12 protein-coding genes and 1 tRNA gene are annotated in these 13,703 nt (G+C 74.0%); 4 read left to right on the forward strand and 9 right to left on the reverse strand.

Going from position 1 to position 13,703, the window contains the following annotated elements:
* The 7 genes from AB0881_RS40550 to AB0881_RS40580 form a co-directional block, all read right to left on the reverse strand.
* Positions 1-933, reverse strand: a 933-nt coding sequence (locus tag AB0881_RS40550; protein WP_366626107.1) for an alpha/beta fold hydrolase, incomplete at its 3' end; no start/stop codon positions are given.
* Between the two features lie 97 nt (positions 934-1,030).
* On the reverse strand, positions 1,031-1,855 hold the full coding sequence (locus AB0881_RS40555) for a M24 family metallopeptidase (protein WP_366626128.1): 825 nt from the start codon (positions 1,853-1,855) through the stop codon (positions 1,031-1,033).
* Positions 1,856-1,955: 100 nt separating this feature from the next.
* On the reverse strand, positions 1,956-2,894 hold the full coding sequence (locus AB0881_RS40560) for a metal-dependent hydrolase (protein ID WP_366626108.1): 939 nt from the start codon (positions 2,892-2,894) through the stop codon (positions 1,956-1,958).
* A 179-nt stretch (positions 2,895-3,073) separates the two neighbouring features.
* Positions 3,074-3,892, reverse strand: coding sequence for a formate dehydrogenase accessory sulfurtransferase FdhD (gene fdhD / locus AB0881_RS40565; RefSeq protein WP_366626110.1), 819 nt, complete (start codon positions 3,890-3,892; stop codon positions 3,074-3,076).
* 34 nt (positions 3,893-3,926) lie between these two features.
* Complete coding sequence (locus AB0881_RS40570) at positions 3,927-4,571, reverse strand: trimeric intracellular cation channel family protein (protein WP_366626112.1); 645 nt, start codon at positions 4,569-4,571, stop codon at positions 3,927-3,929.
* 50 nt (positions 4,572-4,621) lie between these two features.
* A tRNA-Sec gene (locus AB0881_RS40575) sits at positions 4,622-4,717 on the reverse strand.
* 23 nt (positions 4,718-4,740) lie between these two features.
* Entirely contained in the window at positions 4,741-6,600 is a 1,860-nt protein-coding gene (locus tag AB0881_RS40580; protein WP_366626114.1) for an AMP-dependent synthetase/ligase, read from the reverse strand.
* A gap of 236 nt (positions 6,601-6,836) precedes the next feature.
* Here AB0881_RS40580 and selD point away from each other — a divergent pair, with 236 nt between their 5' ends.
* Both selD and AB0881_RS40590 read left to right on the forward strand, forming a co-directional pair.
* Complete coding sequence (selD, locus tag AB0881_RS40585) at positions 6,837-7,862, forward strand: selenide, water dikinase SelD (RefSeq protein WP_366626116.1); 1,026 nt, start codon at positions 6,837-6,839, stop codon at positions 7,860-7,862.
* Positions 7,863-8,009: 147 nt separating this feature from the next.
* Complete coding sequence (locus AB0881_RS40590) at positions 8,010-8,282, forward strand: GlsB/YeaQ/YmgE family stress response membrane protein (RefSeq protein ID WP_366626118.1); 273 nt, start codon at positions 8,010-8,012, stop codon at positions 8,280-8,282.
* Positions 8,283-8,316: 34 nt separating this feature from the next.
* Here AB0881_RS40590 and AB0881_RS40595 read toward each other — a convergent pair whose 3' ends face one another.
* Both AB0881_RS40595 and AB0881_RS40600 read right to left on the reverse strand, forming a co-directional pair.
* A complete protein-coding gene (locus AB0881_RS40595; protein WP_366626120.1) occupies positions 8,317-10,203 on the reverse strand; it encodes a propionyl-CoA synthetase in 1,887 nt (628 codons plus the stop codon).
* A gap of 113 nt (positions 10,204-10,316) precedes the next feature.
* On the reverse strand, positions 10,317-11,753 hold the full coding sequence (locus AB0881_RS40600; RefSeq protein WP_366626122.1) for an MFS transporter: 1,437 nt from the start codon (positions 11,751-11,753) through the stop codon (positions 10,317-10,319).
* A 175-nt stretch (positions 11,754-11,928) separates the two neighbouring features.
* Here AB0881_RS40600 and selA point away from each other — a divergent pair, with 175 nt between their 5' ends.
* Together selA and AB0881_RS40610 are read left to right on the forward strand one after the other, a co-directional pair.
* Positions 11,929-13,218: an L-seryl-tRNA(Sec) selenium transferase gene (gene selA / locus AB0881_RS40605; RefSeq protein ID WP_366626124.1), complete on the forward strand. Its 1,290-nt coding sequence runs from the start codon at positions 11,929-11,931 to the stop codon at positions 13,216-13,218.
* Positions 13,218-13,667: a GTP-binding protein gene (locus AB0881_RS40610; RefSeq protein ID WP_366626126.1), complete on the forward strand. Its 450-nt coding sequence runs from the start codon at positions 13,218-13,220 to the stop codon at positions 13,665-13,667. Before selA ends, AB0881_RS40610 begins: the two co-directional genes overlap by 1 nt.
* Positions 13,668-13,703: the final 36 nt, after the last annotated feature.

The raw sequence follows: 13,703 nt of genomic DNA on the forward strand, positions 1-13,703 counted from the left end.
AGGTGCTTCAGGAACGGCGGGTACGCGGTGATCACGTAGTCGTAGCCGGGCCCGAAGTGCTCCAGCGTGTCGACGATCTTCTCCAGGACGGGCGACCACGTCCGGGTGGCTGCGCGGCACCCAGTGCCCGGCCCTGATCGGCCGCAGCGACAGGTTCGGGACCCGGTCCGCGAGCCCGCCGACCAGGTGCGGCGAGACGAACAGGTCGCGGGTCGGGACGATCACCTGCGTGGGCACGTCGGTGCGGCGCTCGCGCGGCCGCCGCAGCCGCTCGAGCATGTTGGCGCGGTACAGCCCGACGCCGGCCGCGCCGTCGCGGGCCAGCGTCCGCGCGGGGTGGCCGGGGCGGGGCCGCACGCCCTCGCCGATCTCCAGGACGCGGGCGAACGGCCGGGCCAGCCCGGCCCGCCACAGCGTCTCCGGGAGCAGCGGCGTCTGGAAGAAGTAGATGTACCAGGAGCGCATGCCCTGCCCGGCCGCGCGCTTGAGGTTGCGGGGCGTCGGCCGGGTCAGGCCGCGCCGCGTCCACCGCGCCACGTGGTCCAGGCAGGGGCCCGAGATCGAGGTGAACGAGGCGAACCGCTCCGGCATCGTGCAGGCCGCCTCCCATGCCTGGATGGAGCCCCAGTCGTGGCCGGCGAGATGCACCGGGCGGTCCGGCGCGGTGGCGTCGAGGACGGCCCGCATGTCGGCCATCAGATGGTCGAACCCGTACCGCCGCCGCCCGTACGGCCGTGAGGAGGCCCCCGCGCCCCTCACGTCGTACCGGACCACGTGGAAGCGCGCCTCCAGCCGCTCGGCGACCTCGTCCCACACCGCGTGGGTGTCGGGGTAGCCGTGGACGAGCAGCACCGTGGGCCTGCTCGGGTCTCCCTGCTCGTAGACGGCCAGGTCCACGCCGTCGCCTCTGACCCGCCGCGCAGCGCCGCTCATGCCCGGTGCTCCCCTCGCTCGTGTGCCGCCCGTGCGTGTGCCGGTCGTGTGTGTACCGCTCGTGTATGTGCAGGTCGTGCGTGTGCCGTCCGCCGTTTCACTTCCGCGCGCCCCAGCGCCGTACGTGGGGCAGGTCGTCGTCGAGCCAGTACGCGTCGTCCCCGGTCACCACGAGGATCTCCTCGAACTTCACGCCCACGCCGCGGAAGGCGATGTGCGGCTCGACGGCCCACAGCCCCGGCGTCGGGGGGTGGGCGGACTGCTTGGCGCCGTTCCAGAGCGGCGAGCGGCCCGCCATCCGCTCCGTGACCAGCTCGCGGCCGATCGTCTGCAGGAACCGGACGCCGAACGGGAAGCCGACCCCCTTGGGCAGGGGCCCGCCGATGATCCCGACCTGGTGGCCGATGACGCGGCCCGGGTACTTGCGGTGCCGGTTGTCGTACCCCTGCCGCTCGATGAGCGCGTCCACCTCGGCGTAGATCGCGGCGAACGTCCGCCGTTCGCGCACCAGGTCCAGGATGAGCGTCCGGTACGCGGCGAGGTCGGCGTCGACCCGGTCCCAGATCCGGTTGTCGCCCAGGACGCCGCCGTACCCGATGTCGGCGGCGTGGCCGCGCTTCACGGGCGCCATGTCGAGGATGTACGGCATGCCCTCTTCGAGCCGCTTGCGGCTCGGCAGGAACTGGGTGGGCACCCGGAAGCCGCGGAAGGCGGTACGGTCGCCGAACCAGGCGAACGGCGTGTGCAGCCAGTCGTCCACGCCCCGGTCGCGCAGCCACCGGCGCATGCGCCGGCAGGCCTCCCGCTCGGTCACCCCGGGTTCCAGCCCGGCGGCGACCTCGGCGGCGCACTCGTAGCTCAGGCGCTGGATCTCGCGGAACCGGTCGAGTTCGGCGGCATCGCCGGTCCGGGCGAGCGTCACGTTATTGGACACGGTGTTAATTAAGCGCCTGCGGCCCGTCCTGGTCAAGCCGCCCCGGAGGTGACGCTCGCCACGCGCCCGCCGCGCGCGGCGTGCACGTCTAGTACGGGTCGTACCCGGCGGCCCGGGCGGCCGGGGAGCGCATGAGGTACTCCAGGGCCCGCGGTGTCGAGCAGATCTGCGAGGGGTGGTGCGAGGGCCGCAGGTAGACCGGGGCCTCACCGAGCAGCAGCCGGAAGATCCCCGGGACGTGGCCCTTGCGCACCGAGCGGCGGTACGCGCGCACGACGCGGTACAGGGTGACCCGCTTCCCGATCGCCGGGTCCTTCTTGAGCAGGAAGAGCGAGCCGCCGATCAGCGCCCAGTACAGGAAGAACAGCGAGACGACCCAGGCCAGCACGCGGGTGGGGTAGCGGCCGCCCATCGCGCGGTAGACGTCGAAGACGACCGAGCGGTGCTCGACCTCCTCGGCGCCGTGCCAGCGCAGCAGGTCGAGCATGGTGGGGTCGGCGCCGGCCGCGTCCAGCCGGTCGTTGTCCATGATCCACTGGCCGAGCACGGCGGTGTAGTGCTCGATGGCGGCCACCGCCGCCAGCTCGAAGCGCAGCCGCCGGCGCCACCTGCGCGGCGAGCGCTCCTTGAGCGCGGCCATCCGCGCGGGCCGCTCGGCGTTGCCGCGCCCGGCCGGGCCGGTGATCGCGGTGACGTCGATGCCGGCGGCCTCCAGCAGCCCGTCCAGCACGCCCTGGTGGGAGCGGGCGTGCACCATCTCCTGGCCGATGAACCCCTTGATCTCCTGGAGCAGCCGGGCGTCCTCGATGTGCGGGCGCGCGTCCTTGACGCACTGGATGAACCACTTCTCGCCCTCGGGCAGGACGATGTGGAAGCTGTTGATGATGTGGGTGGCGACGGGGTCGCCCGGGATCCAGTGCAGCGGCGTCTGCGCCCAGTCGAAGGAGACCCGGCGCGTCCTGATCGGCGGATGCCGCTCGTCCACGTCCGGGCCGGTCCTCTGCCGAGCGGCGGGGGGTCTCGCCATGCCGATCCTCTCGTCCGTCCGAAGCCGGGGCGTCCCGATCCGGGCGGAGAGTGATCATTTCCGCGCGGTCGGTGTCCGGGACAGTGAACCGGCACGGGGGCGGCTTTTCTTGAGAGGCGGCAGACAACCGGGGGGCGCGGTTTTCGTCACCGGGTGAGCAATCGTCCCGACCGCGCCGGTCAGGAGGGGGTGACGATCCGGTGGGCGCCGGTGTAGACGTTCATGGTCTCCCCGCGCAGGAAGCCGACGAGGGTCATCCCGGCGTCCTCGGCCAGCTCGGCGGCCAGCGACGACGGCGCCGAGACCGCGGCGAGCACCGGGATCCCGGCCTGCATGGCCTTCTGCGTCAGCTCGAACGACGCGCGCCCGCTGACCATCAGGACGTGGCCGGTCAGGGGCGTGAGCCCCTTGTTCAGCGCCCAGCCGACGACCTTGTCGACGGCGTTGTGGCGGCCGACGTCCTCGCGCAGGACCAGCAGCTCGCCGTTCCCGTCGAAGAGCCCGGCGGCGTGCAGGCCGCCGGTCCGGTCGAAGACGCGCTGCGCCGCGCGCAGCCGCTCCGGGAGCGCGGCCAGCGTCGCGGCGCCGAGCCGCAGCCCGTCGGCGGCGATGTCGTACGGGCGGCTCACCCGCAGCGCCTGGATGCTGGACTTGCCGCACACGCCGCACGCGCTGGTGGTGGTGAACGCGCGCGCCATCAGGTCGCCGGGGAGCTCGACGCCCTCGGCCAGCGCCACGTCCAGCGTGTTCTGCTCGGTGGTGTCGGCGCAGTAGCGCATCGCGACCAGGTCGTCGGACCGGCCGATGATCCCCTCGGCGGCCAGGAACCCCGCGACCAGGTCGAAGTCGTCGCCCGGGGTGCGCATGGTGATCGTCAGCGGCCGGCCGGCGACCCGGATCTCCAGCGGCTCCTCGACCGCGAGGGTGTCGGGCCTGCGCCCCCGTACGCCGGTCGTGCTCAGCCGCAGGACCGGCCTGCGCACGGTGACTCGCCCCATGCCATGACCGTACCCCGTTCCGCCCGGCGCCGGCTCACCCGTCCGCGGGCGGTGCGCCCTGCCGCTCGTCGCGGCGGCGCGGGGTCTGCCAGCCGTACCGCATCGCCAGCGCCCGCAGCCCGAACGCCAGTGCCGCCCCGGCCACGACGACCGGGCCGTGCGGCCAGTACGGGTACGCGACCGCGACGACCGCCGCGCCGAGCAGCGCGGGCAGCGCGTACAGCTGCCGGTCCGACAGCACGGCCGGGATCTCGCCGCTCAGCACGTCGCGCACGATGCCGCCGCCGATCGCGGTCACGACGCCCAGCACCGCCGAGTGCAGCGGCGACAGGCCGTGGTCCAGCGCCTTGACCGTCCCGGTCGCGCAGAACAGGCCGAGCCCGGCGGCGTCGAACAGCATCACCCCGGGCAGCAGCCGCGCCACCTGCGGATGCCAGAAGAACACCAGCATGGCCGCGATCAGCGGGGTCAGCACGTACCCCAGGCTGGTGAACGCGGCCGGCGGCCCGTCGTCGATGACCAGGTCGCGCAGGATCCCGCCGCCCAGCCCGGTGATCTCGGCAAGCACCACCATGCCGACCACGTCCAGCCGCTTGCGCGCCGCCGCCAGCGCGCCCGAGATCGCGAACACGAAGATGCCCGCCAGGTCCAGCAGCCCGGCGACCTCCATGCCGCTCATGATCCAAGCGTACGCGCGGGGCCCGGACCTGCGGCGGAGCGGGCGGCGCGTGGCGGAGGCGTGCGGGAATCGAACCCGCCGTCCCGAGATCCTCGGGACCCTCGGTGTTGAAGACCGGGAAGGCCACCAGGCGCTCTCCCGCCTCCGCCGCGAGCCTAGGGCATGGAGATCACGAGCTGTAGAGGGTGTCGATCGCGTCGGTGTACTTGGTGTGGACGATCCGGCGCTTGAGCTTGAGGGTGGGGGTCAGCTCCTCGCTCTCGGCGGTCCACTCGGCGGGCAGCAGCCGCCACTTCTTGACCTGCTGGACGCGGGCGAGCCGGGCGTTGGCGTCCTCGACGGCCTTGCCCACCTCCTCCAGGACCAGCGGGTGCTCGGCCAGCGCCGCCAGGTCGGTGCTGTCGATCCCGTGCGCGGCGGCCCAGACGGGGGCGACCTCGCCGTCCAGGGTGATCAGCGCGACCACGTACGGGCGGCGGTCGCCGTAGGCCAGCGCCTGGCCGATCAGCGGGTGCTCCTTGAGGTGGTTCTCGATCAGCGACGGGGCGATGTTCTCGCCGCCGGCGGTGATGATCAGCTCCTTCTTGCGGTCGACGACGCGCAGGAAGCCGTCCTCGTCGAGCACGCCGATGTCGCCGGTGCGCACCCAGCCGTCGGCGTCGATCAGGTCGGCGGTCGCGTCCGGCCGGTTGAGGTAGCCGGGCGTGCAGGTCGCGCCGCGCACCATGATCTCGCCGTCCTCGGCCAGCTTCAGCTCGACGCCGGGGAAGGCCCGGCCGACGGTGCCGAGCTTGAACGAGTCGGCGAGGTTGGCGGTGATCGCGCCGGTGGTCTCGGTCATCCCGTACGCGTCGAAGATCTTCAGCCCGAGCCCGGCGAAGAAGCGGGCGACCTCCTCCGGCAGCGGCGCGGCGGCGCTGGACGCCTGGCGCACCCGGTCGAGGCCGAGCAGCGCCCGCATCGGCGTCAGCACGGCGGCGTCCATCCGCGCGAACTCCTCGGCCAGCTCGGGCGGGGTGGTGTTGCCGTACTCCTGGCTCTCCACGTACCGGCGGCCGACGTCCAGCGCGTGCGCGACCGCGGCCTTCTTCGCCGCGTCCTGCTCGCCGGCCAGCACCGCCTGGATGCCCGCCATGACCTTCTCCCAGATCCGCGGCACGCCGAAGAACGAGTGCGGCCGCACGGCGCCCAGGATGGCGGTGAGCTGGGTCGGGTCGGGGCAGAAGTGGATGTGCGAGGCCAGCCGGATGGGCAGGTAGTAGCTCAGCACGCGGTCGGCGATGTGCGCGAACGGCAGGTAGGACACGCCGCTGGGGTGGTCGGGGAGCACCGAGCTCCGCTTCACCAGCGCGGCCTCGTGCAGCACCATCGAGTGGGTGATCCGCACGCCCTTGGGGTTGCCGGTCGTCCCCGAGGTGTAGAGCAGCGTGACGGTGTCGTCCGGGGAGATCGCCGCGGTGCGCCGGTCGATCTCGGCGGCGGCGGCCGGGTCCGCCAGCCGCTCGCGGCCGAGTTCGGTGAACGCCTCCCAGCTGAGGAAGCGGTCGTCGCCGGCGGGCCCGGCCGCGGCGTCCACCACGATGATCCTGCGCAGCTCCGGCAGCCGCTCCAGCGCGGGCAGCCAGCGGTCGAGCTGGTCGCGGCCGTCCAGCACCGCGTAGCGCGCGGCGCAGTCGGCGGCGACGAACGCGATCTGGTCGGCGGCCAGCGTCGCGTACACCGTGGTCGGGATCCCGCCGGCGTGCACGGCGCCGAGGTCGGCCAGCACGTGCTCGGAGCGGTTGGGCATCATCAGCGCCACCACGTCGCCGGGCTCCAGTCCCAGCGCCGCGAACCCGGCGGCCGTCTCGCGGCCGCGCCGGCGCACGTCCGCCCAGGTCAGCGTGTTCCATTCGGTGCCGTCCCGGTCGGAGTAGGCCGGCCTTCCGCCGTGCTCCTCCACGGTCGCGGCCAGCGCGCCGGGGATCGTCAGCCCCGCCAGCTCGCGCGCCAGCTCCGCCCGGACCTGCTGAATCTCCGACTCGCCCATTCGCGCCCCAATCCGTTCCGGTTCCGGTGCATCGCCCACTCATGCGAAGTAAGTGCACACTTGCGTGGGGGGTATCGCACCATGTCCCGGCGCCGCCCGGCAAGCCCCCGGCGTGGATCTCCGAAGGAATCCGCCGGCGGTGCGAGCATCGGGGGCATGATGAGGCCACGGGGTAACCGGATCGTCGCGGACGGCACATTGATCGTTTGGGGGCGATCTGGGATAGATTTCCCAAGGTGAACCCCCTGCCCGCTTTGCCCTCTGCGTCGTCCAAGCCGCCCGGGGTGCGGCTCACCCAGTACGCGCACGGCGGCGGCTGCGCCTGCAAGATCCCGCCGGGCGAGCTGGAACGGGTGGTGGCCGGGCTGGCCGGCCCCGCCGGCACCGGTGACCTGGTCGTGGGCGGCGAGGACGGCGACGACGCGGCGGTGCTGCGGATCGGCGACGGCCGCGCGATCGTGTCCACCGCGGACTTCTTCACCCCGGTCGTCGACGACCCGTACGACTGGGGCCGGATCGCGGCGGCCAACGCGCTCTCCGACGTCTACGCGGTCGGCGGCGAGCCGGTGATGGCCCTGAACCTGCTGGGCTGGCCGCGCGACGCGCTGCCCGCCGAGCTGGCCCGGGAGGTGCTGCGCGGCGGCCGCGACGTGGCCGCCGCGGCGGGCTGCCCCATCGCCGGCGGGCACAGCATCGACGACCCCGAGCCCAAGTACGGGCTGGCGGTCACCGGCACCGCCGACCCGGACCGGCTGCTGCGGCTGGACGCCGCCGAGGCCGGCCTGCCGCTGTCGCTGACCAAGCCGCTGGGGATCGGCGTCCTCAACGCGCGCCACAAGGCCACCGGCGAGGTGTTCGCCGAGGCGGTCGCGACGATGACCGAGCTGAACGCCGCCGCCGCCCGGCGCGCCCTGGACGGCGGCGCCCGCTGCGCCACCGACGTGACCGGCTTCGGGCTGCTGGGCCACCTGTACAAGCTGGCCCGCGCGGGCGGCGTCACCGCGGTCGTCGACGCCGCGGCCGTCCCGTACCTGGACGGCGCCCGGCAGGCCGTCCGGGACGGCTTCGTCCCCGGCGGGACGCGCCGGAACCTGTCCTGGGTCGCGCCGCACACCGGCTTCGGCCGGATCGCCGAGGAGGAGCGGCTGCTGCTGGCCGACGCGCAGACCTCCGGCGGGCTGCTGATCGCGGGCGAGATCCCCGGCGCGACGGTCATCGGCGAGCTGCTGCCGCGCGGCCGGCACGCCCTCGTCGTGCGCTGACCTGGCGCACCGCTCGAACCTCCGCCGATCCGGCTATCTCCGGCACATCACCGCACGTCGTGTCATTGATCCCCACGCTGGGTATTGCCACCGTGACGGATCCGCGGGGGGCGCGGGACCGCCACCCTCATGACCGAAGGAGCGGACATGACCATCGGGGGAATCATCACCGCGATCATCTTCGGCGCGATCATCGGTGCGCTGGGGCGGCTGATCGTGCCCGGCAAGCAGAACATGTCGATCTGGCTCACCGTGCTGGTCGGCATCGTCGCCGCCTTCGCCGGTACCGGACTGGCCCACCTGTTCGGGCTCAACACCGAAGGCTGGAACTTCTGGGAGACGATCTTCCAGATCGCGGCGGCGGTGATCGGGGTGTGGCTGGTCGCCGCCCTGTGGCCGAAGAAGACCGGAACCCACTAGGACGCAACCCACTGGGACGCGACCTACTGGAACGCTAGGGCGCGGATGGGCGCAGGATCGGCCGCAGCTCCTCCAGCACGGCCGGATCCTCGATCGTCGACGGCACCGGGACCTCCCGGCCGTCGGCGATGCCGCGCATCGCGCCGCGCAGGATCTTCCCGGACCGGGTCTTCGGCAGGCCCGGCACCACCGACACCTCCCTGATCGCGGCGACCGGGCCGATCTGCTCGCGGACCATCCGCACCAGCTCGTCGCGCAGCGCGGCGGGATCGGCCTCCGCGCCGCTCTTGAGCACCACGAAGCCGCGCGGCACCTGGCCCTTGAGCGGGTCCGCCACGCCGATCACCGCGCACTCGGCCACCGCCGGATGCGCCGCGATGACCTCCTCCATCGCGCCGGTCGACAGCCGGTGCCCGGCCACGTTGATCACGTCGTCGGTACGGCCCATCACCCACACGTAGCCGTCCTCGTCGATGTGGCCGCCGTCGCCGGTCAGGTAGTGGCCCGGATGGCGGGACAGGTACGACTCCACGAAGCGCTCGTCGTCCTGCCACAGCGTGGCGAGATTGCCCGGTGGCAGCGGCAGCCGCACCACGATGTCGCCGTCGGTGCCGGGGGCCGCCGGGGCGCCGCCCGGATCGAGCACGCGGACGTCGTACCCGGGGACCGGCACCGACGGCGAGCCCGGCTTGACCGGCAGCGGCTCCAGGCCGCGGGGGTTCGCCACCATCGGCCAGCCGCTCTCGGTCTGCCACCAGTGGTCGACCACCGGCCGGTCCAGCATCCGCGACGCCCACCGGTAGGTCTCCGGGTCCAGCCGCTCGCCGGCCAGGAACAGCGTGTCGAGGGCCGACAGGTCGTGCCCGGCGAGCAGCTCCCCGTCCGGGTCCATCTTCTTGATCGCGCGGATGGCCGTGGGCGCGGTGAACAGCGCCTTCACCCGGTGCTGCGCCGCCACCCGCCAGAACGCGCCCGCGTCCGGCGTGCCGACCGGCTTGCCCTCGTACAGGACGGTCGTGCAGCCGGTGAGCAGCGGCGCGTACACGATGTACGAGTGGCCGACCACCCAGCCGACGTCGGAGGCGGCCCAGAAGACGTCGCCGGGGCCGACGCCGTACACGTTCTCCATGGACCAGCGCAGCGCGACCGCGTGCCCGCCGTTGTCGCGCACGACGCCCTTGGGACGGCCGGTGGTGCCGGAGGTGTAGAGGATGTAGAGCGGGTCGGTCGCCGCCACCGGCACGCACCCGGCGGCCGCCGCGCCCGCCACGGCCTCGTCCCATTCGATGTCGCGCGCCGGGTCCAGGTCGGCGTGCAGCTGCGGGCGCTGCCGGATCACGCACCGGTCGACCTTGTGCGAGGCCAGCTCCAGCGCCTGGTCGAGCAGCGGCTTGTACGGCACGACCCGGTCGCCCTCGATGCCGCAGGACGCCGACACCACCGCCTTGGGGCGGGCGTCGTCGATCCGCACCGCCAGCTCCTTGGCCGCGAAGCCGCCGAAGACCACCGAGTGGACCGCGCCGAGCCGCGCGCAGGCCAGCATGGCGATCACCGCTTCGGGCACCATCGGCAGGTAGATCACGACCCGGTCGCCGCGCTGGACGCCCTGCGCCCGCAGCGCCCCGGCGAACCGCGCCACCAGCCCGGTCAGCTCCCGGTAGGTGTAGGTGCGGACGGTGCCGGTCACCGGGCTGTCGTAGATCAGCGCGGCCTGGTCGCCGCGGCCCTCCTCCACATGCCGGTCCAGGGCGTTGTCGCAGGTGTTGAGCTCACCGCCGGTGAACCAGCGGTAGAACGGCGGCGCGCCGTCGTCCAGCACCCGGTCCGGCGGGACGAGCCAGCGGACGTCCCGGGCGGCCAGCCCCCAGAAACGGGTCGGGTCGGCGATGCTGCGTTCGTACGCGGCGGCGTAGGCGCCCATCTGCTTCCTCCGGAGCGGCGGTCCACTGGCCCCGGTTACCGGTACGGGGCGCATCCCTATAGGGCCCGCCGGAGGCGCCGTTCGTCAAGGCCCCGCGCCGGATCCGCGGACGGTCAGGCGGCCGGCTCGCGGTGCCGCACGCCGTGCACCACGGCCACGACCGCGGCCAGCGCCGCGCCCGCCGCCGTGATCCAGAAGCACAGCTCGTAGGCCGCCAGCGTGGGCGTGTCGGTCCCCGCGACCGTGTACGCGGTGAGCACCGCCGCGACGGCCGCGCCGGAGATGCTGCCCCCGGTGGTGCGGACGAGCGCGTTGATGCCGCTGGCGATGCCGCTCTGGTGCATCGGCACGTGCTCCACCGCCAGCGTGCCCAGCGCCGCGTACGCGATCCCGAAGCCGACGCCCTGGATGGCGTTGAACGCGAGCATGTCGTACACGTGCGCGTTGGAGAACGCCAGCCACATCCAGGACAGGCCCGCGAACACCGACCCGACCGCCAGCGTGAACGCCGGGCCGATCCGGCCCGCCATCCGCCCGGCCAGCACCGAGCAGGCCAGCATGGTGACCGTGCTCGGTAGCGTGTAGAGGCCCACGTCCAGCACCGAGCCGCTCAGCCCGTACCCGAGCTCGTCGCGGGGCGCCTGGATGAACCCGGCGATGAGCGTGAACATGGCGTACATGGAGAAGCCGAGCAGCGCCGAGGCGAGGTTGGCCGACAGCGACCGCGACCCCACCAGCAGGCTCAGCCGCACGAGCGGCTCGCGGATCCGCGTCTCCAGGACCACCCAGACCGCGCACAGCACGGCCGCGGCGGCGAAGAGGCCGAGGACGCCGGGGGAGGTCCAGCCCCACGCGTTGCCCTGGCTGACGGCCAGCAGCATGCAGATCAGCCAGGCCGCCAGCAGCACCGCGCCGGCGTAGTCGGGGCGGCCGCCGGGCCGCTCGCCGACGTCGGGCGCGCAGACGGCGATCAGCGCCATGCCGACCAGGGCGAGCCCGGCGGCGACCAGGAACACCGGCGCGTGGCTGGTGGTGCGGTCGGCGATCAGGCCGGTCACGAGCATGCCGACCGTGCCGCCGACGCCCATCGTCGCGCTGATCACGCCGATCGCGGTGGTCACGCGGTGGGCCGGGAACGCGTCGCGGATCGTTCCAATGGCCAGCGGGATCAGCGCCACCGAGACGCCCTGCAGGGCGCGCCCCGCGATGAGGACTCCCAGCGAGCCCGACAGCGCGCAGACCACCGATCCGGCCGCCAGCGTCCCGATGGCCAGCAGGATCATCCGCTTCTTGCCGTACATGTCGCCGAACCGCGACAGCAGCGGCGTGGCCACCGCGCCGGCCAGCAGCGAGGCGGTGAACACCCACGTCACGGCGGTGACCGAGACGTGGAAGGTCTCCATCAGGCGGGGGAGCAGCGGGATGACGAGGGTCTGCTGGACGGAGACGACGAGCCCGGCGGTGGCGAGCGCCACCAGGATCATCGCGGTGCGCGGAGCGCCCGCGGGCGGCGCGAGCCGCCCGGGCGCGGTCGTGCTCGCGCCGGTCACATGACCTCCTGGGCCGGGGGGAGAACCGTAAGGAGCCGGTCGCCCGGATTCTACTTACTTAACGAAACGAAGGAGGTGCCCGGGGTGGCCGCACCGGCCCGAAGAGACCCCTATCTCGCCGGTTGCGGGCGATCTGCTTTCGCGACGGGCCCGCGCGTCCATAGGGTTGTCCGGCGTGGACCTCCGCCGACTCGTGCCCCGTACCGACGCCGTCCTGGCCGACCCCCGGCTGGCGGCGGCGCGCCGCCGGCTCGGCCCGGCGATCGTGAAATCGGCGGTGGCCGGCGCCCGGCAGCGCGCCCGCGACGGGGAGATCCCGCCCGAGGACGTCGCCGACGCCGCGGTGGCCGCGCTGCCCGAGCGCGCGGCGAGCCTGCGCCCGGTCGTGAACGCCACCGGCGTGCTGCTGCACACCAACCTGGGCCGGGCGCCCCTGTCGGAGGCCGCCCGGGAGGCCGTGGCCGCCGCCTCCGGCTGCGCGGACGTCGAGTACGACCTGGACACCGGAGGCCGCGGCACGCGCGGCAGCGGGGCGCTGGCCGCGCTGCGCGCCGCCTGCCCGGCCGCCGGGGACGTCCAGGTGGTCAACAACAACGCCGCCGCGCTCGTGCTGGCCGCCACCGCGCTGGCCGCCGGCCGCGAGATCGTCATCGGCCGCGGCGAGCTGGTCGAGATCGGCGACGGGTTCCGGCTGCCCGAGCTGCTGGCCGCGACCGGCGCGCGGCTCCGCGAGGTCGGCACCACCAACCGCACCACCGCCGCCGACTACGCCGCCGCGATCGGCCCCGAGACCGGGTTCGTGCTCAAGGTGCACCCGTCCAACTTCCGGATCGAGGGCTTCACGGCCGCCGCGGACGTGGCCGAGCTCGCCGGGCTGGGCGTGCCGGTCGTCGCCGACATCGGCTCCGGCCTGCTCGCCCCCGACCCCGTGCTGCCGGATGAGCCGGACGCCGCGACCGCGCTCGCCGCCGGCGCCGCGCTCGTCACCGCCAGCGGCGACAAGCTGCTCGGCGGCCCGCAGGCGGGACTGATCCTCGGCGACCGCGAGCTGGTGGCGCGGCTGCGCCGGCACCCCCTCTACCGGGCGCTGCGCGTCGACAAGATGACGCTGGCCGCCCTGGAGGCGACGCTGCGCGGACCGCTCCCGCCGGTGGCGCGCATGCTCCACGCCGACCCCGGCGAGCTGCGCCGCCGCGCCGAGGCCCTGGCCGAACGGCTGACCGCCGCCGGCGTCGACGCGCGCGCGGCCGACTCGACCGCGGCCGTCGGGGGCGGCGGCGCGCCCGGCGTCGGGCTGCCCAGCGCGGCGGTGTCGCTGCCGCCGTCGTACGAGCGGCCGCTGCGCGCGCGCCGCGTCATCGGGCGGGTGGAGAACGGCCGTCTCCTCCTCGACCTGCGCTCCACCGATCCGGCCGCCGACCACGAGCTCCGCGCCGCCGTCCTGGCGTCCCGGGAAGGGAACTGATGCAGGTCGTCGCGACCGCCGGGCACGTCGACCACGGCAAGTCCACCCTCGTGCGCGCCCTCACCGGCACCGACCCCGACCGGCTGGCCGAGGAGAAGCGCCGCGGCCTCACGCTCGACCTCGGGTTCGCCTGGACCGAACTGCCGTCCGGCGAGCAGGTGGCGTTCGTGGACGTCCCCGGCCACGAGCGGTTCGTCGGCACGATGCTGGCCGGGGTCGGGCCGGTGCCCGCCGTCCTGCTGGCCGTGGCCGCCGACGAGGGCTGGAAACCGCAGACCGAGGAGCATCTGGCCGCCATCGACGCGCTGGGCGTCCGGCACGGCGTCCTGGCGATCACCCGGTCCGACCTCGCCGACCCCACCCACGCGCTGCGCCAGGCCCGCGAGCGGCCGCGCCGGTGGTCGTCCTCTTCCACGGCTGCGGCGGCTCCGCCGAGGACCTCGACGTGAACACCGGCTGGCGCAAGTTCGCCGACGCCTACGGCT

It is taken from the genome of Spirillospora sp. NPDC029432 (assembly GCF_040703975.1).
In the GTDB taxonomy this organism is placed as follows: Bacteria; Actinomycetota; Actinomycetes; order Streptosporangiales; family Streptosporangiaceae; genus Spirillospora.